Annotated in this window: 17 protein-coding genes and 1 riboswitch; of the genes, 14 read left to right on the forward strand and 3 right to left on the reverse strand. The window is 72.7% G+C overall.

Annotation, left to right across the window (positions count from 1 at the left end):
- Window positions 1–54: 54 nt before the first annotated feature.
- The 10 genes from ACK1X7_RS39455 to ACK1X7_RS39500 all read left to right on the forward strand — a co-directional run bounded on the left by ACK1X7_RS39455 (window position 55) and on the right by ACK1X7_RS39500 (window position 10,302).
- Window positions 55–1,359, forward strand: a complete 1,305-nt coding sequence (locus ACK1X7_RS39455; RefSeq protein ID WP_413116392.1) for an alginate lyase family protein — start codon at window positions 55–57, stop codon at window positions 1,357–1,359.
- 477 nt (window positions 1,360–1,836) lie between these two features.
- Window positions 1,837–1,967, forward strand: a riboswitch (FMN riboswitch).
- Window positions 1,968–2,120: 153 nt separating this feature from the next.
- Entirely contained in the window at window positions 2,121–3,230 is a 1,110-nt protein-coding gene (gene ribD, locus ACK1X7_RS39460; RefSeq protein WP_390793495.1) for a bifunctional diaminohydroxyphosphoribosylaminopyrimidine deaminase/5-amino-6-(5-phosphoribosylamino)uracil reductase RibD, read from the forward strand.
- A gap of 1 nt (window position 3,231) precedes the next feature.
- Window positions 3,232–3,915 carry a riboflavin synthase gene (locus ACK1X7_RS39465; protein ID WP_385143056.1) on the forward strand — a complete coding sequence of 228 codons (684 nt, stop codon included), beginning with the start codon at window positions 3,232–3,234 and terminating at the stop codon, window positions 3,913–3,915.
- Window positions 3,912–5,252: a bifunctional 3,4-dihydroxy-2-butanone-4-phosphate synthase/GTP cyclohydrolase II gene (locus ACK1X7_RS39470; RefSeq protein WP_385143059.1), complete on the forward strand. Its 1,341-nt coding sequence runs from the start codon at window positions 3,912–3,914 to the stop codon at window positions 5,250–5,252. Before ACK1X7_RS39465 ends, ACK1X7_RS39470 begins: the two co-directional genes overlap by 4 nt.
- A gap of 54 nt (window positions 5,253–5,306) precedes the next feature.
- On the forward strand, window positions 5,307–5,792 hold the full coding sequence (gene ribH / locus ACK1X7_RS39475) for a 6,7-dimethyl-8-ribityllumazine synthase (RefSeq protein WP_059145759.1): 486 nt from the start codon (window positions 5,307–5,309) through the stop codon (window positions 5,790–5,792).
- Window positions 5,793–5,816: 24 nt separating this feature from the next.
- Entirely contained in the window at window positions 5,817–6,101 is a 285-nt protein-coding gene (locus tag ACK1X7_RS39480) for a phosphoribosyl-ATP diphosphatase (protein ID WP_216346679.1), read from the forward strand.
- Window positions 6,102–6,149: 48 nt separating this feature from the next.
- The gene (gene hisG, locus ACK1X7_RS39485; RefSeq protein ID WP_382955184.1) at window positions 6,150–6,998 is read left to right on the forward strand and encodes an ATP phosphoribosyltransferase; all 849 of its coding nucleotides are present in this window, start codon (window positions 6,150–6,152) and stop codon (window positions 6,996–6,998) included.
- Between the two features lie 53 nt (window positions 6,999–7,051).
- Window positions 7,052–7,507, forward strand: a complete 456-nt coding sequence (locus ACK1X7_RS39490) for a PH domain-containing protein (protein WP_382955182.1) — start codon at window positions 7,052–7,054, stop codon at window positions 7,505–7,507.
- A gap of 315 nt (window positions 7,508–7,822) precedes the next feature.
- Window positions 7,823–9,196 (forward strand): hemolysin family protein, encoded by a 1,374-nt coding sequence (locus ACK1X7_RS39495; RefSeq protein WP_385143064.1) that lies wholly within the window; start codon window positions 7,823–7,825, stop codon window positions 9,194–9,196.
- Window positions 9,193–10,302: a hemolysin family protein gene (locus ACK1X7_RS39500; protein ID WP_361505615.1), complete on the forward strand. Its 1,110-nt coding sequence runs from the start codon at window positions 9,193–9,195 to the stop codon at window positions 10,300–10,302. Before ACK1X7_RS39495 ends, ACK1X7_RS39500 begins: the two co-directional genes overlap by 4 nt.
- Window positions 10,303–10,451: 149 nt before the next feature.
- Here the strand turns inward: ACK1X7_RS39500 and ACK1X7_RS39505 are convergent, their stop codons facing one another.
- Both ACK1X7_RS39505 and ACK1X7_RS39510 read right to left on the reverse strand, forming a co-directional pair.
- A complete protein-coding gene (locus ACK1X7_RS39505; RefSeq protein ID WP_390793493.1) occupies window positions 10,452–12,341 on the reverse strand; it encodes an AAA family ATPase in 1,890 nt (629 codons plus the stop codon).
- 399 nt (window positions 12,342–12,740) lie between these two features.
- Window positions 12,741–13,370: a uridine kinase family protein gene (locus tag ACK1X7_RS39510; RefSeq protein ID WP_385143070.1), complete on the reverse strand. Its 630-nt coding sequence runs from the start codon at window positions 13,368–13,370 to the stop codon at window positions 12,741–12,743.
- 172 nt (window positions 13,371–13,542) lie between these two features.
- Here ACK1X7_RS39510 and ACK1X7_RS39515 point away from each other — a divergent pair, with 172 nt between their 5' ends.
- Window positions 13,543–14,958: a peptidase C39 family protein gene (locus ACK1X7_RS39515; RefSeq protein ID WP_390793491.1), complete on the forward strand. Its 1,416-nt coding sequence runs from the start codon at window positions 13,543–13,545 to the stop codon at window positions 14,956–14,958.
- An 84-nt stretch (window positions 14,959–15,042) separates the two neighbouring features.
- Here ACK1X7_RS39515 and ACK1X7_RS39520 read toward each other — a convergent pair whose 3' ends face one another.
- A complete protein-coding gene (locus ACK1X7_RS39520; protein ID WP_413116393.1) occupies window positions 15,043–16,299 on the reverse strand; it encodes a helix-turn-helix domain-containing protein in 1,257 nt (418 codons plus the stop codon).
- A 135-nt stretch (window positions 16,300–16,434) separates the two neighbouring features.
- On the opposite strand from ACK1X7_RS39520, the gene ACK1X7_RS39525 reads away from it, so the two are divergent.
- The 3 genes from ACK1X7_RS39525 to ACK1X7_RS39535 are packed head-to-tail and all read left to right on the forward strand — an operon-like array spanning window position 16,435 to window position 20,352.
- Window positions 16,435–17,550: a radical SAM protein gene (locus ACK1X7_RS39525; protein WP_382955168.1), complete on the forward strand. Its 1,116-nt coding sequence runs from the start codon at window positions 16,435–16,437 to the stop codon at window positions 17,548–17,550.
- The gene (locus ACK1X7_RS39530; protein ID WP_413116394.1) at window positions 17,543–19,639 is read left to right on the forward strand and encodes an AMP-binding protein; all 2,097 of its coding nucleotides are present in this window, start codon (window positions 17,543–17,545) and stop codon (window positions 19,637–19,639) included. The genes ACK1X7_RS39525 and ACK1X7_RS39530 overlap by 8 nt, the downstream gene beginning before the upstream one ends.
- Window positions 19,636–20,352 carry an SDR family NAD(P)-dependent oxidoreductase gene (locus ACK1X7_RS39535; protein WP_390793488.1) on the forward strand — a complete coding sequence of 239 codons (717 nt, stop codon included), beginning with the start codon at window positions 19,636–19,638 and terminating at the stop codon, window positions 20,350–20,352. Before ACK1X7_RS39530 ends, ACK1X7_RS39535 begins: the two co-directional genes overlap by 4 nt.
- Window positions 20,353–20,375: the final 23 nt, after the last annotated feature.

The following is a 20,375-nucleotide window of genomic DNA, read 5'->3' on the forward strand; positions in this document are numbered from 1 at the left end:
TCTGAGCCCGATCTCAAGTCTGAATAGCGTTCAGATATCTGATTGGAGTGCTCAATGGGTGCACCTCCAGCGGGACGCGGGCGGTTCGCCCGGGCGCTCGTCACCGCCTCCGCCCTCCTGGCCGTCCTGGCGATCCCCGCCGCGCCCTCCGCGCAGGGCGCCGAGTCCGTGCGGCATTCCGGCTCGGTGCCCCGGACGGTGGTGCTCGACGGGCCCCGACTGTCCCTCACCAAGCTGAAATTGCAGTTGGGAGACCGGAATCTGCGGCGGACGGTACGCGATCTGACCGCCCAGGCCGACCAGTGGATGAAGCAGGGCCCCTGGACCGTCACCGACAAGGACCAGATGCCGCCCAGCGGCGACAAACACGACTACTTCAGCCAGGCCCCCTACTGGTGGCCCAGTAAGCCCAAGACCGACGACAATCCGTACGGCTGCCCTTACGTTCAGAAGGATGGCCAACGGAACCCCGACGTGGACAAGATGACGGACCGTCCCGAGGTCGGCAAGGTCTTCGAATCCGCCTACGAGCTCTCCCTGGCCTGGTACTACACCGGTAAGCGGGCCTACGCCGAGCACGCCGCCGACATCCTGCGCACCTGGTTCGTCACTCCGGCGACCCGGATGAACCCGAGCCTGAACCACGCCCAGTTCATCCCCTGCATGTACGACGGCCGCTCGATCGGGATCATCGACTTCTCCCAGGGCTTCACCAGCCTCCTCGACGCCGCCGCCCTGCTAGACACCGGCGCCCCCGGCTGGTCCAAGAGCGACCACGACGGCTTCCGCACCTGGAACAAGCAGTTCCTGGACTGGCTGGTGAACAGCGACTTCGGGAAGGAGGAAGGCGCCGCCGAGAACAACCACGGCACCTTCTACGACATGCAGGTCGCGGCCATCGCCACCGCCGTGGGCGACCGGGACCGCGCCCGCCAGGTGCTCCGCGACGCCCGCACCAAGCGCATCGACACCCAGATCGCGGCCGACGGCACGCAGCCGCAGGAGCTCGAGCGCACCCGCAGCTTCCACTACTCGACGTTCAACCTCGTCGCGTACACGCGGATGGCCGCCATCGGCAAGCATGTCGGTGTGGACCTGTGGCACTACACCGGGCCCGGCGGCGCGAACCTCTTCAAGGCGGTCGACGTCCTGCTCCCGGCGGCCACCGGCGGCGCGCCCTGGCCGTATCCGGAACTCGACCTTCGCGCCTACGCGGCGAGCGACATCGTCCACGCGGCGGCCGACGCCGGGGACCGCAAGGCCCGCGCGGCGGTGGACAAGCTCCAGGCCCCGCCCGGCGGCGACCTGTGGGCCCTGCGGCCGGCGGTGGAACAACTGGACAGCATCGCGCAGGGGTAGTGGGGCAACGGGCTTTCTCCCCCACCCCACCCCACCCCTCCCCGAACCGGGGCCCCCGGCCCCCGGCTCCCGTTCGGGACCAGTTTGAACGCCGCGCATGCCGCCCTGCCCCGGCGTCCGACAGGCGCCAGGGGCAGGGCGTCCCCGCGGCGGTCCTCGGACCGGCGGTCGCGGAGGCGCTGGTCCGGGCCCCCGGGGCCGGGGTTGTGGACCCGTTCGGGGCCGGTCTGGACGCCGATGAGTCCGTTGAGGTCCCGGCGCCTCTGAGGTGACCGGGGCAGGTGTGGGTCCGCGCCCGGTCGCCGGTGGTGGACGCGTCGGTCCGGGGCTGCCGGGGGCCCGGGGCCTGCCCCCGGTTCGGGAAGGGATGGGGTAGGGGAAACGCCCCCCGGCCCGGGGCGGGTGAGGGAGGCCACATTGGTCCTGCCTCCCACCTGCGCCGATGGCCATGGCACACTAAGGGCGTACCAGTGACGTCAGCGCACTCCGGGGTCGGTGAAAATCCGAACCGGCGGTTACAGTCCGCGACCCGTCCGCCGCCAGCGGCCGGTTGACCAGGTGAAATTCCTGGACCGACGGTGAAAGTCCGGATGGGAGGCAGTGCGCGGCGGTAGCGACATCACCGGTGCGCCGCCTCGGCGGTCCGTTCTCGCGTATGCGGGGCGGGCCTTTGTCGAACCTGGCGTGCCGGCGGCGGCGTTCCCGTTTCCTTGTCATCTCGACAGCCCCGGAGTCCGTGCCCGAAGAGGCAGGAGGACCCGGTGGCCACCGCAGCCGAAGCCCAAGCGATGCGCCATGCCGTCGCGCTCGCAGCCCGCGGCCTCGGCCACACCAGCCCCAACCCCGTCGTCGGCTGCGTCATCCTCGACGCCGGTGGCCGCGTCGTCGGCGAGGGCTGGCACCAGCGGGCCGGTGGTCCGCATGCCGAGGTCCACGCGCTGCGCGCCGCGGGGGAGCGGGCCCGTGGCGGCACCGCCCTCGTCACCCTCGAACCGTGTGACCACACCGGCCGCACCGGCCCCTGCTCCCAGGCTCTGATCGCCGCCGGGATCGCCCGCGTCCACTACGCCGTCGGCGACCCCACCGCACAGGCCCGGGGCGGCGCCGCCACCCTCGCCGCCGCCGGGGTCGAGGTCGAGGCGGGGCTGCTGGCCGAGGAGGCCGAGGCGGTCAACGAGCCCTGGCTGACCGCGATGCGCCGCGGCCGCCCCTTCGTACTGTGGAAGTTCGCCGCGACCCTCGACGGCCGCAGCGCCGCCGCCGACGGCACCAGCCGCTGGATCACCTCCCCCGAGTCCCGCGCCGATGTGCACCGGCTGCGCGCGGAGGCCGACGCCGTCGTCGTCGGCTCCGGCACCCTGCGTGCCGACGACCCCCACCTGGCCGTACGGGACCGGGAGGGAGTCACCCAGCCGCTGCGGGTCGTCGTGGACACGGCCGCGACCATCAAGCCCGGCGCCCGGATCCTGGACGACGCCGCGCCCACGCTGCTCGCCGTCGCCGAGGACGCCAGTACCGCCCATCTGCCCCGGCGGCCGGGCGTGGAGACCGTAAGGCTGCCGCGCGCGGACGGCGGCCTCGCGATCCCCGCGCTCCTGGCCGAGCTGCACGGCCGCGGGGTGCGCTCCGTCCTGCTGGAGGGCGGGCCCACCCTCGCCGGCGCGTTCCTCGCCGCGGGCGCCGTCGACAAGGTCGTCGGCTATCTCGCTCCCGTCCTGCTCGGCGCGGGCCCCGCCGCCCTCGCCGACGCCGGAATCACCACCATCGCGCAGGCGTTGCGCCTCGAGACGGCCGACGTCACCCGGCTCGGCCCCGATCTGCGCGTCACCGCCGCCCCCGTCGCCCCCGCCCCCCTCGCCGAGGAGAACTGAAGTGTTCACCGGAATTGTCGAAGAACTGGGTGAGATCGTCGCCATCGAGCACCTGGGCGACGCCTCCCGCTTCCAGGTGCGCGGCCCCGTCGTCACCGAGGGGGCGAAGCACGGCGACTCCATCGCCGTCAACGGGGTCTGTCTCACCGTCGTCGACCTCATGGAGGACGCGGAGGGCACCCGGTTCAGCGCCGACGTCATGGCCGAGACCCTGGACCGCTCCAGCCTCGGCGCGCTCGACATCGGCTCCCGGGTCAACCTGGAGCGCCCCATGGCGCTGGGCGGACGGCTCGGCGGCCACATCGTGCAGGGCCATGTGGACGGCACCGGCGCCATCGTGGACCGCAAGCTCTCCGAGCACTGGGAGATCGTGAAGATCTCGCTGCCCGCCGAGCTGAGCCGCTATGTCGTCGAGAAGGGCTCCATCACGGTCGACGGCATCAGCCTGACCGTCGTCGACGCGGGCCCCGACTACTTCACCGTCAGCCTCATCCCGACGACCCTCGCGCTCACCACGCTCGGCGTCAAACAGGCCGGAGACCCGGTCAACCTCGAGGTGGACGTGCTCGCCAAGTACGTCGAACGGCTGCTGGGACGGGACAACGGCAACGGCCCGCAGGGCAACAACCCGCGGAACAACGGCCCGCAGGGCAACGGCACGCAGGACAAGGAGGCCACAGCATGAGCGAGGCATACGCGGTCACAGACCCGCACCCGAGCGGTCCGGCCGCCCCGGCCGCTCCCCTGCGAGCCGCGCACTGGCCCGACGAACTGGCCCTGGACCCCATCGAGCGGGCCATCGCCGACATCGCCGCGGGCCGCCCCGTCGTCGTCGTGGACGACGAGGACCGGGAGAACGAGGGCGACCTCGTCGCCGCCGCCGAGATGATCACCCCGGAGATCGTCGCGTTCATGATGAACGAGTGCCGGGGACTCATCTGCGCGCCCATGGAGGGCACCGACCTCGACCGGCTCCGGCTTCCCCAGATGGTCGAAGAGAACACCGAGTCCATGCGGACCGCCTTCACCGTCTCGGTCGACGCCACCGCCGAGCACGGCGTCAGCACCGGGATCTCCGCCGCCGACCGGGCCACCACCCTGCGGCTGCTGGCCGACCCGGGCACCGTCCCCGGCGACCTCGTGCGCCCCGGCCATATCTTCCCGCTGCGCGCCCGCCCCGGCGGCGTGCTCGCCCGCGACGGCCACACCGAGGCCGGGGTCGACCTGGCCCGGCTCGCCGGACTGCGCCCGGCGGCCGTGATCTGCGAGATCGCAGGGGAGGACGGGGTGATGCTGCGCCTGCCCGACCTGGTCGCCTTCGCCCGCAAGCACGACCTGGCGATCGTCTCCATCGCCGATCTGATCGCGTACCGCAAGCCCGCCGAGCCGCTGGTGCGGCGCGAGGCCGAGACCCGGCTGCCCACCGCCTTCGGCGACTTCCGGGCGTTCGGCTACCGCGCGTCCGACGGCGTGGAGCACATCGCGCTGGTCCAGGGCGAGATCGGGGACGGCGAGGACGTGCTGGTCCGCGTCCACTCCGAATGCCTCACCGGCGATGTCTTCCACTCGCTGCGCTGTGACTGCGGCCCCCAGTTGCACGCCGCGCTGGAGCGGGTGACCGCCGAGGGCCGCGGCATCGTCCTGTATCTGCGCGGCCACGAGGGGCGCGGTATCGGGCTGCTGTCCAAGCTGCGCGCGTACGAGCTTCAGGAGCTGGGCCGGGACACCCTGGACGCCAATCTGGAGCTCGGCCTGCCTGCCGACGCGCGGGACTACGCCGCGGGCGCGGAGATCCTCGCCGACCTCGGCGTGCGCTCGCTGCGGCTGATGACCAACAACCCGGACAAGACCACCGGGCTGGTCCGGCACGGGCTGCGGGTCACCGGCCGGGAGCCGATGCCCGTCCAGGCCGGGGAGCACAATCTCCGCTATCTGCGGACGAAGCGGGACCGGATGGGGCATGACCTGCCCTGGCTGGACGGCGACCGCGCCGAGCCCGTTTCCGCCTGCGGCAACCAGTGACCACCTCGAATACCCCCGTACACCAGCACATCAGCGAAAGCACCGAGGAGAGACGTGAGCGGTAAGGGCGCCCCCGAACTGTCCGTGAAGAACTGCGGGGACCTGCGCGTCGCCGTCATCGCCGCACAGTGGCACGAGAAGGTGATGGACGGGCTGCTCGACGGCGCCCTGCGCGCCCTCGGCGAGCTGGGCATCGACGAGCCCACCGTGCTGCGGGTGCCGGGCAGCTTCGAGCTGCCGGTGGTCGCGAAGGTGCTCGCGGGCCGCGGCTATGACGCGATCGTGGCCCTGGGCGTCGTCATCCGCGGCGGCACCCCGCACTTCGACTATGTGTGCCAGGGCGTCACCCAGGGGCTGACCCAGGTCAGCGTGGACACCGGCGTTCCCATCGGCTTCGGGGTGCTGACCTGCGACACCGAGGAGCAGGCCCTGGACCGGGCCGGGATCGCGGGCTCCAGCGAGGACAAGGGCCATGAGGCGGTCACCGCGGCCGTCGCCACCGCCACCACTCTGCGGTCGGTCGCCGAACCCTGGCGCTGAGGGGTGTCGCACGGCCCAAGTAGGATGACGCACACCATGCCCAAGAAGACGTTCGAGGAGCTCTTCACCGAGCTCCAGCAGAAGGCCGCCACGGCCGACCCCGCCACCTCCCGCACCGCCGAACTGGTCCACTCCGGTGTGCACGCCATCGGCAAGAAGGTCGTGGAGGAGGCCGCCGAGGTGTGGATGGCCGCCGAGTACGAGAGCGACGAGGCGACCGCCGAGGAGATCTCCCAGCTCCTGTACCACCTTCAGGTGATGATGGTCGCCAAGGGGCTGACCCTCGACGACGTCTACGCCCACCTCTGACACCCCCCCCGCACACCCTCACCCTCGCAACCGAAGGAAAGAGCACTCATGCTGCGCATCGCCGTCCCCAACAAGGGTTCACTGTCCGAGCCTGCGTCGGCGATGCTCCATGAGGCGGGCTACCGGCAGCGCAAGGACCGCCGGGAGCTGGTCCTCGTCGACGCGGAGAACGAGGTGGAGTTCTTCTTCCTCCGCCCCCGCGACATCGCCGTGTACGTGGGCTCCGGCCGGCTCGACATCGGCATCACCGGCCGTGATCTGCTGCTGGACTCCGGCTCCAAGGCCGAGGAGATCATGCAGCTCGGCTTCGCCGGGTCCACCTTCCGCTACGCCACCCGTCCCGGCACCGCGAAGGACGTCAGCGAGTTCGGCGGGATGACCGTGGCCACCTCCTTCGCCGGACTGGTCACCAAGCACCTCGCCGACAACGGGGTGGACGCCGCCGTGGTCCACCTCGACGGCGCCGTCGAGACCGCCATCCAGCTCGGTGTCGCCGAGATCATCGCGGATGTGGTCGAGACCGGCACCACTCTGCGCAACGCCGGGCTGGAGATCATCGGCGAGCCCATCCTGGAGTCCGAGGCGGTCGTCATCCGCCGCACCGGCGCCCCCGGCGACGACCCCAAGGTCCAGCAGTTCCTCCGCCGGATGCAGGGCGTCCTGGTCGCCCGGCGGTACGTGATGATGGACTACGACATCCGGGTGGAGCAGGTGGAGCGCGCCGTCGCGCTCACCCCGGGCCTGGAGTCGCCCACCGTCTCCCCGCTGCACCACGAGGGCTGGGTCGCGGTCCGTTCGATGGTCCCCGCCAAGGACGCCCAGCGGATCATGGACGAGCTCTACGACCTGGGGGCCCGGGCCATCCTCACCACCGGCATCCACGCCTGCCGCCTCTGACGGCCCGCCCCGCCCTCCCTCCCGTTCCCTTCTCATCCGAGAGGCCGACCCACGTGTCCGCCGCCGCGCCCCCGCCCGCCCTGCCCGTCACCTTCCGGCCGACCAGGACCCGCGCCGTCCTGATGACCGTCGGCGTCGCCGTCCTGGTCGTCCTCACGGTCGTCGCGCTGCTGCTGGAGCGGCTGGGGCCGGGGGAGAAGGCCAGCTTCATCATCACCGGGCTGCTGTTCTTCGGGGTGCTGACGCTGCTCAGCCGCCCCAAGGTGGTGGCCGAGGAGGGCGGCGTGACCGTCGTCAACCTCACCACCAAGCGGCGGCTGGAGTGGGCGGAGGTGCTCCGGGTCAATCTGCGCCCCGGCGACCCCTGGGTCTATCTGGACCTCGCCGACGGCACCAGCCTGCCCGCGATGGGCATCCAGCCGGGCATCGCCAAGGCCCGGGCCATCAGCGACGCGCGGGCCCTGCGCGCCCTCGCCGAGCAACACGGCACGGGCCGTGCCATGGACTGAGCCGCCCGGCCGGGCTGCCCGGCCCCAGCAGTGCTGAGCTGCCCCTTTTCGCCCGTTTCCGCCCCTGCTGGGCGGGTCCCGCCGGACCGGCCGGGAAACTGATCGGCACTCCAACGGCGTGAGGGGCCTGCCCGTCACGCCCCATCCTTGATTACCCTGTTGCCGGGGCCGAACGGTGCCCCGCCCCGCCTCTCCCTGTGCGCACGCACCCCGTGCGCCCCGGCGGGCTCCCCTGCGACCCGAGGAGTGACTCCCTCCGCAGATGGACGGATCGTCCTGTAGTACCTGCGCCGCCGCCGACCACAAGGCGGCGGCATGAGCACCACCCTGTCCCTCCTGCTGCTCTGTGCGGCACTTGTCCTGATCCTCGCCAACGGCTTCTTCGTGGCCGCCGAGTTCGGCCTGGTCACCGTCGAGCGGCCGGACGCCGAGCGAGCCGCCGACGAGGGCGACAAGCGCGCCCGTACCGTCGTCGAGGCGCTGCGCGAGCTGTCCTTCCAGCTCTCCGGCACCCAGCTCGGCATCACCATCACCTCGCTGATCGTCGGCATGCTGGCCGAGCCCGCGCTCGGCCATCTGCTGACCGCGCCGCTGGAGGCGGTCGGACTGCCGCACGGCGCCGTCTCCGGCATCGCCGTCGTCCTCGGCATGCTGCTGGCCTCCGCGGTCCAGATGGTCATCGGTGAGCTGGTGCCCAAGAACTGGGCGGTCTCCCGGCCGCTACAGGTCGCCCGCTTCGTCGCGGGCCCGCAGTACGCCTTCGCCCGCTTCTTCCGGCCCGTGATCGCCCTGCTCAACACCGTGGCCAACCGGCTGGTGCGGGCGCTGGGCGTCGAGCCCACCGAGGAGCTGGCCTCCGCCCGCACCCCCGGTGAGCTGGTCTCACTCGCCCGCCATTCGGCGCGGGCGGGCGCGATCGAGCAGGACACGGCGGATCTGTTCGTCCGCACCCTGTCCCTGGGCGAGCTGACCACCCAGCATGTGATGACCCCGCGGGTGCGGGTCAGCGCCCTGCACTCCTCGGCGACCGCCGTGGATGTGCTCAACCTCACCCGGGCCACCGGGCTGTCCCGCTTCCCCGTCTACCGCCACCGGCTGGACGAGGTCATCGGGATGGTGCACCTCAAGGACGCCCTCGCGGTGCCCGCGGGGGACCGGCTGCGCACCTCCGTCAGCCGGATCGCCCAGCCGCCGCTGCTGGTCCCCGAGACGCTGCCGGTCCAGCCGCTGCTGGAGCGGCTGCGCAGCGAACAGCCGATAGCCGTGGTCGTCGACGAGTACGGCGGCACGGCCGGGGTGGTCACCCTGGAGGACATCGTCGAGGAGCTGGTCGGCGAGGTGCGCGACGAGCACGACGACGAGGCCGCGCAGACCCCGGACCTGGTGCAGGCCCTCACCGAGGACGGCCGCACCGCCTGGGACGCCGACGGCGGCTGCCGCGTCGACACCCTGCGCCGGATCGGCCTCGACGCGCCCGACGGGCCGTACGAGACCGTGGCCGGGCTGGTGGCCGATCTGCTGGCGCGGATCCCCGTCCCCGGCGACACCGCCGAGCTGCCCGGCTGGAAACTGGCCGTCCGCCAGGTCGGCCACCACCGGGCGGAGCTGGTGCGCATCGTCCGTACGAAGCCGGGTACGCCGCTGAAGGTGAGCGCCGGCGCCGCGGCCGGGGAGGGGACCGGACGATGAGTGTGGTACAGCTTCTCTTCGCAGCCCTGCTGGTCCTGGCCAACGGCTTCTTCGTGGGCGCCGAGTTCGCCCTGGTCTCGGTGCGCCGCAGCCAGATCGAACCGCGCGCGGCCGAGGGCTCCGGGCGCGCCCGTACGGTCCTGACGGGCCTGGAGAACCTGCCGCAGATGATGGCGGCCGCCCAGTTCGGCATCACCATCTGCTCGCTGACCCTCGGCGCGGTCGCCGAGCCGACCGTCGCCCAGCTTCTGGAGCCGGTCTTCCACACCGTCCATCTGCCCGAGCAACTGGTGCACCCCCTCGGCTACGCCATCGCGCTCGCCGTGGTCGTCTGCCTCCATCTGCTCATCGGCGAGATGGTGCCGAAGAACCTGGCCATGGCGGCGCCGGCCAAGACCGCCCTGTGGCTCGGCCCCGGGCTGGTCGGCTTCGCACGGCTGTGCCGGCCGGTCACCGCGCTGCTGGGGGCGTGCGCCCGGCTGGTGCTGCGGCTGTTCCGGGTGGAGCCCAAGGACGAGGTCGAGGCCGTCTTCACCAGCGAGCAGCTCACCCATCTGGTCGAGGACTCCCGGCAGGCCGGGCTGCTCGACCCCGGTGAGCACGAGCGGCTCGCGGACGCCCTGGAGCTGGGCAGCCGCCCGATCACCGACGTCCTCCTGGACCCGGCGGGCCTGGTCACCGTCGACCCCTCGGTCACCCCCCGGGAGATCGAGGAACTGACCGTGCGCACCGGCTACTCGCGCTTTCCGGTGCGCGGCCCCGGCGGCGCCTTCATGGGCTATCTGCATGTGAAGGACGTCCTGGAGCTGGAGTTCCCGGAGCGGGCGGTGCCGCAGCGGGTCTGGCATCCGATCGAGACGCTCCGGGCGGAGCTGCCGCTGGACGACGCCCTGACCGCGATGCGCCGGGCCGCCTCCCATCTGGCGGCCGTCGCGGACGGGTCGGGGGCCGTGCTGGGGCTGGTGGCTCTGGAGGACGTCCTGGAGAAGCTGGTGGGCGAGGTGCATGACCCCGCGCATCGGGGTGGGGCCCGGGAGCGGGTGGCCGAGCCCAGGGGTGAGGCGGCGCCCGCCCTGTCCAAGGAGGAGCGGGCGATGGTCGGCTGACCGCGCGCTAGCGCCTGCGGCGGGCCTTTCCCCTACCCGCCCCTTCCCACAACCGGGGCTCCGCCCCGGACCCCGCTCCTCAATCGCCGGAGGGGCTGATTTCAGCTCCGGGGTCCAGGGGGCGGAGCCCCGCCCGTCGCAGGCGCGCGCTACCCCAGGGGCGGGTCCTGGGGGTCGCGGTACATCGGACCGCGACCGGACAGGACCTCCCCGTACGCCTGCATCAGATCCGGCAGCCGCAACGTCGCCAGGTCGTCGCGCGTGGGCGTACCGCTCCACCCGGAGAGCCGCAGATCCCGATACGCGCAACTCTTCTCGTACAGCGTGCGCAGGAACCGCCCGTTCCCCAGCTCGTCGATCCAGCTCTGGTCCACCACATGGCCGCTGATGCTGCGCAGTTCCTCCACGGCCTCCTCGTCCCACACATCCCCGTTCTCCGCCGCCAGCACCTCACCGATGCGGGTGAGCTCCAGCGGGCGGTAGCTGGGGAAGTCGACGCGGGTGGTGAAGCGGGAGCCGAGGCCGGGGTTGGCGGCCAGCAGCCGGTCCATGCCCTCGGGGTAGCCGGCGAGGATCACCACGAGCCGGTCGCGGTTGTCCTCGGCGCGCTTGAGCAGCACCTGGAGCGCCTCGTCGCCGTACGCGTCGCCCTTGCTGTAGCCCGAGTTGGACAGCGAGTACGCCTCGTCGACGAAGAGCACCCCGCCGAGCGCCGAGTCGATCAGCTCATTGGCCTTCACCGCCGTCTGGCCCAGGTACTCGCCGACCAGATCGGCGCGCCCGGCCTCCACCAGATGGTCGCCGCCGAGCAGCCCGAGGGCGTAGAAGACCCGGCCGAGGATGCGGGCCACGGTGGTCTTGCCGGTGCCGGAGGGGCCGGAGAAGACGAAGTGCCGCTTGGGCGGCTGGACCGGCAGGCCCTGCCCGGCGCGCAGCCGCGCCATATGGAGCTGCGCCGACAGCGCCCGCACCTGCCGCTTGACCGGCTCCAGGCCGACCATGCGCTCCAGCTCCTGGAGCGCGCTCTCCAGCAGTACCGGATCCGAGGGGCCGGGCTGGGCGGGCAGACCGGCCCGGGCGCGGGTGCCGCCCGCGCCCACCACGGCGGGTCCCATCAGCGGCGGGCCCTCGGGCCCCTCGGCCGCGGCCCGCGGATCGCGGCCGTCGGCGGGCAGCGTATCGGCGGGGTCGGTGGTGGTGTCCCGGCCGTCGCCGGCGTCCTGGCCACCGGCCCCGGCCAGCGAGACGGCGGCGAGATCCGCGGGCTCGTCCAGCCCGTCGGACTCGGCTATCGCCGCGAGCCGGGCCGAGGTGTCCATGAAGGTGGAGTCGATGCGGTGCACCGCGCGGTAGAGGGGGAGCGCGGCGGCGCTGCGCCCGGTGCCCTCATGTGCGCGGGCGAGCCAGTAGCGCAGCTCCTTGCGCTGGGGCTGTTCGCTGCGGCAGCGCATTAAGGCGGCGGCGAGCAGCGGCTCTGCCTGGCTGTACATCTCCAGCCGGACCCGCGCCATCCCGGCGAACAGACCCGCCTCGATGCCGAGGAACGGATCGTCCAGCAGCGGCTCGGTGTGGCGCACCAACTGCTCCCAGTCCTTGACCAGATAGGCGCGGCAGGCGTGCAGAAAGCGGGCCTGCGGATCGGCCTCCACCGGCGGGCAGCCGGCCAGCGCCCGGTCCAGCTCGGGCACATGGCGGCCGTCGAGCCAGTGCGAGGCGTGGGCCAGCAGCAGGTCCCGGCTGGTCTCCAGCACCGGCTGGACCCACCAGCCGAGCCAGTACCAGGAGTTGAGGGTGCGGCGGTGGCGGGCGCGCTGCTCGCCGAAGCGGTCGCGGTGCCGGTACATCCGCAGCAGCGCGGCCGCGGTGTCGGCCCGCAGCGCGTGCAGTCCGAGCCAGGCGTCGGCCATTCCGGGATCGAGCCGGGTAGCGGCCCGGAACTCCTCCTCGGCCTGTGCGTACGCGCCCATCGTGTAGGCGTCGACGGCTCGCAGCCAGGCGAGGTCGGCCGGGGCGTGCGAACCTTGCGTGCCGAAATCCATCACGTCCCCCACAACCCCAGCCCCCGTGGATGCCGCAGGGGCGAATGCCCCTTTCGCATCGTACCTGCGCAGCGCGCATGGGCCGAGGGTGCCGCACTGTTGTTCGTCGCAATCACACAAGGCCGGGTAGGTGTGCGCGGAGGCGTGTAAGGGGCGCACAGGGACCGGAACGGTTCGTCACCCAGGGTGACGGGGCGGCGGCGCAAAGCAGCGGAAAACCGGCCCCGGACAGGACGAAGCCCCCGATCACGGGGGAACAACCGGGGGCTTCGCGTTGTGGGACGACTCGTACGAGTCGCACATTGAGAACGTAAGACCTGTATGGGCCCCAGGTCAAGCCGAGTTGGGGTACGCGTCATGCGTCGGGTGCGGGCCTCGGGCCCGGTCGGGAGCGCCGGTTCACGCTGTGTGAGGCCAGGGCGCGTCTCCGTCGTTCGCCGCGGGTCCCGGTAGCACCTCATACCCCTCCTTTCGCTGCACGACCAACGTTCCGGCGTACGGGCGGGAGGGGTCGGCGGCGAAGTGCGCACGCTCGGCGGGCAGCCATCCGTCCCAGAATGCGGACAGCTCCGGGCCGTCCCGCAACTGTCCGCGCTGCCAGGAGTCCCGCTCCGGCAGATCCATCCACAACAGCCGTGCCAGCCGCGGGCGCACCGCCCGGCGGCCGCTGCCCACGCCCTCCAGCAGCACGACCGGCGCGGGATCGAGCCGCCGCCGGGCGGTGGCGAAGCGGCGCTCCACCCAGTCGTACGGGGCGTAGTGCGCGGCCGTGCCCCGGGCCAGCGGGGCGAGGACCTCGTTCCGCAGCCGCCCGGCCCAGCCGAAGAGCTGCTCATGGGTGGCGAAGTCGTCCGTGTGCAGCACGGGGGCGCCGCCGAGTGCCTCGGCGAGCCGCCCGGCGAAGGTGGTCTTCCCGGAGCCGGCGTGACCGTCGACCGCGACCAGCCGGACCGGTCCGCAGGACGGCGGCAGCGCACGCAGGCGCCGCGCCAGCGCGTCCAGGCCGCCAACCGGTGGGTATGTTCGCATCGGGGACCACCATACGGCCCTTCCGGTTCGTTCACTCCATTGGTTCACACCAATATTGATGGCGCGGGTAGCGGGGGAATCACTGGCCTGAGACCACTCGCAGCGGCCATAGTTGTGCGACTGTCGCGCACCCGCCGCCCACTGGACTGGACGACGACTGGGGGAACCCCGCATGACCAGATCTGGATCCACGCCTCGCCGCTCCGTGCTCGCCGCCGCGCTCGGCGTCGCCGGCGCCGCCGCCGTCACCACGGCGGCCGCGACCGCCGGGACGGCCCGCCCGGCCGCCGCCGCGACACCGAGCTCGGAGGGGGCCGCCGCGGCCCCGGCGGGCTCGAAGGCCGCCCGGGTCGCGGAGTACCACGGCTGGAGCGGCCACGCCGACTGGCTGGCCGGTGCCGCCAAGGGGGTGCGCGCCGAGGCCGGGGCCCGCCCCGGCATCGTGCTCGCCCGCCCGCTGGGCAGCGTGGACTACACCGATCCGCACACCGGCACCAAGGCCGCCTGGGAGTACGCCACCTGGACCTCCCCGGTGCGCACGCTCTCCGTGCCCGCCACCGAGGCCATCGTCTCCTGGAACGCCCGCACCCCCGCCGGCACCTGGATCCAGATCGAGCTGAAGGGCACCTACACCGACGGCACCGCGACCCCCTGGTACGTCATGGGCCGCTGGGCCTCCGACGACGGCGCCTCCTCCATCCGGCGCACCTCGGTGGACGACCAGAGCGACGACAAGAGCTCGGTGTGGACCGACACCTTCTCCATCGACGACCCGGCGAGCGGGCTGCGGCTGGCGAAGTACCAGGTGCGGCTGACCCTCTACCGCAAGCCCGGCACCAAGCTCACCCCCACGGTGTGGCGCATCGGCGCGATGGGCTCGGACGTCCCCGACCGGTTCGAGGTGCCCGCCTCCACACCGAGCCTGCCCAAGGGGCGCGAACTGGGCGTACCGCGCTACTCGCAGGAGATCCACAAGGGCCAGTACCCGGAGTACGACAACGGCGGCGAGGCATGGTGCAGCCCCACCTCCTCGCAGATGATCATCGAGTACTGGGGCCGTAAGCCCTCCGCCGCCGACCTGTCCTGGGTCAACCCCGACTACGCCGATCCGCAGGTCTGCCACGCCGCCCGGGCCACCTTCGACTACCAGTACGACGGCTGCGGCAACTGGCCGTTCAACGCCGCCTACGCCGCCACCTACCGCGACATGCAGGGCGTGGTCACCCGGCTCGGCTCGCTCGCCGACGCCGAGAAGCTGATCGGCGCCGGCATTCCGGTGATCACCTCGCAGTCCTTCCTCAAGACGGAGCTGGACGGCGCGGGATACGGCACCTCGGGCCATCTGATGACCGTCATCGGCTTCACGGCGGACGGCGACATCATCGCCAACGACCCGGCCTCGCCCAGCAACGACGCGGTCCGCCACATCTACAAGCGGCGCCAGTGGGAGAACATCTGGCTGCGGACCAAGCGCTACGACGCGAACGGCAAGGTGGTCTCGGGCACCGGAGGCGTCTGCTACCTCTACTTCCCGGCCAAGCCCAGCTCCGCCCAGCGCCGGGTGCTCGGCGAACTCGGCATCCGCTGAGCGGGCGCCCGCCGAACGGGACGCGTGCCGCCCGCCGCCGGGCGGCACGCGATCCGCTCACCGCGCCATCGGTGACGCATATCCTCATGAGCGAAGCGTGTCGATGCGCTTCCAGACGCGGACGGCCAGCTCATAGGCGGTCAGTTCGTCGCAGAGGGCCGCGGTCCGGCGCAGCAGCGCCTGGGCCTCCTCGGTACGGCCCAATTCGGCCAGCGCCTCGGCCTGGATGAGATTGGCGCGGACCAGATCGGGGCCGGTCAGCGGCGCGGAGCCCGCGCTGAGCCGGGGGTAGACCTCGACGACCTCGGCGGCGGCGCCCACGGCCAGTTCATAGCGGGCGCGCAGCGCGACGATCCGGGTGGTCTCGTCGGGGGCGTTGACCATGGGGCCGACCTGCTCGGCGGCCTGAAGCCAGGGCAGGGCGGCGCCGGGGTCGCCGTCGTCCAGCAGGACATTGCTGGCCGACCGCATAAAGCGCAGCCAGTCGCGCACCGGAGTGTCGGGCGTGGTGAGCTGGGCGCGGGCCAGGTCCAGATGGCGGCGCGCGGCGGTGGCCATGCCGAGCTGGGAGTACGCGATGCTGGAGACCCAGTGGGCCCGGCCGCGCACGGGCGGCCGGTGGCCCTCGGCGAGCGAGAGCATCTCTTTCAGCAGCAGCTCGACCTGGCCGAGGTCATTGAGCTCACAGAGCACCGAGATCAGGATGCCGAGCAGCCGGACATGCTCGAACGCGCCGGTGAGCTCGGCCGGGCCGATCTCGCCCAGCGCCGTATAGGCCGACTTGCGCGCGTCCGTCAGCCGCCCGGTGTCGCGCTGCGCGGTGGCCAGCTCGGTGAACAGGACGACGCGCAGATGCGGATCGGTCCTGGCCCACTCCTGATCGGCGAGGCGCTCAAGCAGCGCCAGCCGGTCGGGCTGCCGCCCGGCCGACCGCAGCTCCTCCTGGAGCGCCAGACCGAGGTCGAACTGGAGGGCGGTCGTGCCGCGCTCGACCGCGGTGGTGTAGGCGGTCGCGAGCAGCTCGGCCGCGTGGGCGTGGTCGCCCAGCTCGGCGGCGCCGCGTGCGGCGGAGCGCGCGATCACCAGGTCGAGGCCGCCGGGCTCGGCAGGGGCGGCGGAGGACCTGTCACGGCCGGTCAGCTCCTCCAGCGGCATCTGGAGCACCTCGGAGAGATGGAGCACGAGGTCGAGTGTGGGGGAGCGCTGACCGGACTCCAGGAGGGAGATATAGCTGGCGGTCACGATGTCGCCAGCGAGTCGGCGTTGGGAGAAGCCCAACTCCTCGCGTCGCCGCCGGACACGCTGACCGAACTCTGGCTGCTGACTGTGTTCGGCTCTCATGGCTGTGACTATTGTAGCCGGATTCTCGCCCCCTGGCCATCCTTTGACCTGCGGGGGATGGAGGCAGTTCGGTGTATTGACGATAGTCACCAACTAAAGTTATCGTTTGGGTGTCCGCTGCCGGAAGGACGCGCCGTGATCGACACACTCCTCGGAAACGACCTGGTCATCAATGAGGACTCGTGCAATCTGAGCTGCACGTACTGCCTCACCGGCCAGAGCAACCTCAAGCAGTCGCACCACGCACAGCTCATATTCGGGCCGCCGACCCGGGACCGCTACGCCGAGGGCAGCCTCCTCGGCCGCCGCCTCCCGCTCATCGCCGGGCGCATCGACGACACATTCCGCGCGCCGATGCTCAAGGTCACCGGCGGGGAGATCTTCCTGGTCGCCGGGATCATGGACTATCTGCGCGAGCAGGCCGCCCGGCACGAGGTGCTCATCGTCCAGACCAATGGGGTGCTGGTCCGCGAGGAGCATCTGGAGGAGCTGCGCGGCTGGAAGAACGTGGTGCTTCAGGTGTCGCTGGACAGCCACCTGTTCTCCGGCAACTCACACCGGGTGCAGACCGAATCGCTGCACGGCAAGGTGCTGCGCCGGATCGAGACGATCCTCGACAGCGGTCTGCCGGTGGAGATCTACGGCGTGCTGAACGACCGCAGCGCCCCCGAGGCGCCGGCGTTCGCCCGCTGGCTCGCGGACCGGGAGCGCCCGCCGACCTTCTTCCCGTTCCCGGTGCGGGGCCCCGACTCCGAGCGGTTCGCGATGCGGCCGGACCAGATCGTCCATATCGAGGAGCTGGTCGACCGCTACGACGAGCTGGCGGCGGTGCTGCCGCCCCGCCCCTACTTCGACCGGCTGCTGTCGTTCCTGCGGGAGGGCGAGCGGACCTTCCGCTGCCATCTGCCACGCCTGGTCATCTCGACCTTCAGCGACGGCATGGTGACCCCGTGCCCGAACATCTGGTTCTCCAATATGGGCAATCTGCTGGAGGACGACCACCCCGAGTCGCTGCGGCGGGTCGGCGAGACCGGTCTGTACACCGCGCTGCTGGCCGAGCGGCCCCGGCTCAACGCGTGCAAGGGCTGCTTCACGCCCTGGGACACCCTGTCGATGTACTTCGAGGACGAGATCACCCTCGACGAGCTGTGTCAGGCCCCCACCTACGCCCCGCCGGTGATCCGGGAGTTGATCGCCGAGCGCAAGCGCCTCTACAAGGAGGGGCGCGACGGGGTGAGCTGCGGTGGCTGACCTGGCGATCACCGCGGGCGGCCGCGACGGAGTGGACGGGCTCGACGGGCTCGACGGCGTCGAGCCCGCGACGACCGTCGCGCTCGCCGGGGCCAACGGCGGCCCATGGCTCGCGGCCTACCGCACGCTGATCGACGCCGGGGCCGTGGTGCTGCTTCTCGACCGCGACGCGCCGCCCGCCGAGCACCGCAGACTCCTGGACGCGGCCGGGGGCGGACGCCTCGTCGTCGTGGACGGCGACCGCCTCACGGTCACCGGCGCCCCCGCGTCCTCGGGCCACCCGCCGGGCACCGTACTGCTGCCCAGCTCGGGAACGACCGGCGCGCCCAAGCTGGTCCCGCGCTCGACGGACTCCCTGCGCGCGGAGGGGCGCCGGCACGCGCGGTACGCGGGCCTGGGCGCGGATGACACGCTGCTGCTGCCGCTGCATCTGTGGCATGCCTACGCACTCGGCTGGGCGCATGCCGCGTTCGAGGCCGAATGCGCGATCGCCGTGGTCCCGCCGACCGCGCTCGGCCGCTGCGCGGAGCACATCGCCGCCGGGGCGACCGTGCTCGCGCTCGTCCCGACCATCGCGCGCCTGCTCGCGCGGCGCACCGGCAAAGCGGTGCCGGACAACGCGCTGCGCCTGGCCATGGTCGGCGCCGGCCCGGTCGACGCGGCGCTGGAGGAGCGGTTCACATCCGCGTTCGGGATCGGCCTGGCCCGCAACTACGGCTCCACCGAGACCGGGGCGCTGTTCAGCGGCGCGCCCGGCAGCCCGCCCGGCTGCGTCGGATTCCCGCTGGACGGCGTGGAGTTCCGCGTCGTCGCCCCGGACGGCGCCGATATGCGGCCCGGTGCGCAGGGCGAGCTGCTGGTGCGGGTGGACGGCGGCGCCTGGCACCCCATGGGCGACCTGGCCTCCTACGACCCCGCCACCGGGCTGCGGCTGCTGGGCCGCCGCACGCGGGCCATCCGGCGCGGGGACCGGTGGATCGCGCCGGAGGAGATCGAGGCCGCACTGTGCCGCCACCCGGACATCGCCGACGCCCGCGTCTACCCCGTCCGGCACGGCACCTCGGTCGCGCTCCAGGCCGAGGTGGTGCATGTGCGCGGACCGGGCGTGGATGTCTCCGGCCTCGGCGAGCATGCGAAGGCGCTGCTCGGCCCGCAGAAGGTGCCCGACCGTGTCCGGTGCGTCGGCGAGGTGCCGCGCGGCCGGGTCGGCAAACCCCTTCCGCCGCGCGCGCTCACCCTGGCGGGCCGGGACGCCCTGGTCGCCGCCGCCACCGCCTACAAGCGCAGCGAACTGCTCTTCACCCTGGTGGACCTCGGCATCGTCGAGGCGCTCGGCGAAGGAGCGAGGACCGCGCCGGAACTGGCGGCGCGGCTGGGCCTGGACGAGGCGGCCTGCGCCGAGTTGCTGCGCGCCGCCGAGGACGCCGGGCTGCTGCGCCCCGAGGACCCCGTCCCCACTGCCGGTGGGGGCACCGGTGGCGCGGATACGGCGCTGGTCGCGCTGGAGGCGGAGCTGTCGCGGTCGTGGGTGACCCGCGAGGCCCTGGCGGAGGTCGTCCGGTCCGGGGCCGCGCTCCGCCCGTTCGACCGCGAGGGGCCCTCCGAGCGGCTGCGCGAGGTCTATGAGACGGCCCTGCACGGAGAGGCCGCGCACCGCCGCGCCCGCAGCGGCCTGGCGCTGGCCCGCTTCGCCGCGGGCCAAAGACTCCTGGAGGTGTCCGCCGGGCCCGGTGTCTACCGCCACGTCGCCGGCGAGGGCACCTACGCCGGGCGCGGGCCGCTGCCCGAGGGGGTCTTCGACCTGGTGGTGCTCGCCAACGCGATCCACGGCCCGGCGGCCGACCTGCGTGCCGTCGCCGAGCGGCTGGCCCCCGGCGGGCGGCTGCTGGTGGACGACGTGTTCCTGGACGCGCCCGAGGGCGTCCCCCCGGAGACCCGGCTGGACTGGCTCACCCACGGCGGTACTGCCTGGCCCACCGAGGCGGCGGCCACCGCCGGGCTCGCCGCCGCCGGGCTGACCGTCCGGCGGACCCTGCACCTCGGCCGCCCCGCCTGCACACTGCTGCTCGCCGCCCGGGAGCGGCCGTGACCGGTCCGCGTGTGGCGCTGGTGACCGGCGCGAGCGGCCTGCTCGGCGCCGCGATCTGCCATGCCCTCGCCGACGCGGGCATGACCGTCCTGCCCGTATGCCACCAGGGCCTGGACCGGGCGGTCGCACTCGCCGCGAAGATCGGCGCGCTCGACCCCGTCCAGGCCGACCTGACCGATCCGGCCGCCGCGATGGGCCGGATCAGGGAGCGCGGGGTCGTGCCCGGCGTCCTGGTGTGCGCCCACGGCAGGACACTGCGCCGCTCGGTCCTGACCCCCGGCGACGACGACGGCCTGTGGGACGTCAATGTCCACTCGGTCACCCGGCTGGCCGGGCTCGTCGGCAAGGGGATGCTGCGCCAGCGGGGCGGCCGGATCGTGCTGGTCGGATCCCGCGCCGGAAGCGTCGGGATGCCCGGCCAGGCCGAGTACGCGGCCACCAAGGCCGCGCTGTCGGCGTGGGCGGCGTCGGCCGCCTGGGACTTCGGCCGCTTCGGCGTCACCGTCAACGTCGTGGCGCCCGGCGCCGTCCAGCCCGGCCCCGGCTCCTCGCTCTACACCGAGGAGGAGAACCGCGCCGTCACCGACCGCATCGCGCTGCGCCGCCTCGCCACGCCGGAGGAGGTCGCCGACGCCGTGGCCTTCCTGGCCGGGCCGCGCTCCGGCTACATCACCGGGCAGACGCTGCTGGTGGACGGAGCCGCGCGATGGTGACGCCCGGACGCACTCCCGCGACG

It is taken from the genome of Streptomyces sp. CY-1 (genome assembly GCF_047218265.1).
In the GTDB taxonomy this organism is placed as follows: domain Bacteria; phylum Actinomycetota; class Actinomycetes; order Streptomycetales; family Streptomycetaceae; genus Streptomyces; species Streptomyces niphimycinicus.

Coding starts and splice junctions, on each gene's coding strand:
- ACK1X7_RS39455 (WP_413116392.1), top strand. CDS start 55: ATGGGTGCACCTCCAGCGGGACGCGGGCGGTTCGCCCGGGCGCTCGTC.
- ACK1X7_RS39495 (WP_385143064.1), top strand. CDS start 7,823: ATGAGCACCACCCTGTCCCTCCTGCTGCTCTGTGCGGCACTTGTCCTG.
- ACK1X7_RS39500 (WP_361505615.1), top strand. CDS start 9,193: ATGAGTGTGGTACAGCTTCTCTTCGCAGCCCTGCTGGTCCTGGCCAAC.
- hisG (WP_382955184.1), top strand. CDS start 6,150: ATGCTGCGCATCGCCGTCCCCAACAAGGGTTCACTGTCCGAGCCTGCG.
- ACK1X7_RS39520 (WP_413116393.1), bottom strand. CDS start 16,299: ATGAGAGCCGAACACAGTCAGCAGCCAGAGTTCGGTCAGCGTGTCCGG.
- ACK1X7_RS39505 (WP_390793493.1), bottom strand. CDS start 12,341: ATGGATTTCGGCACGCAAGGTTCGCACGCCCCGGCCGACCTCGCCTGG.
- ACK1X7_RS39480 (WP_216346679.1), top strand. CDS start 5,817: ATGACGCACACCATGCCCAAGAAGACGTTCGAGGAGCTCTTCACCGAG.
- ACK1X7_RS39515 (WP_390793491.1), top strand. CDS start 13,543: ATGACCAGATCTGGATCCACGCCTCGCCGCTCCGTGCTCGCCGCCGCG.
- ACK1X7_RS39470 (WP_385143059.1), top strand. CDS start 3,912: ATGAGCGAGGCATACGCGGTCACAGACCCGCACCCGAGCGGTCCGGCC.
- ACK1X7_RS39510 (WP_385143070.1), bottom strand. CDS start 13,370: ATGCGAACATACCCACCGGTTGGCGGCCTGGACGCGCTGGCGCGGCGC.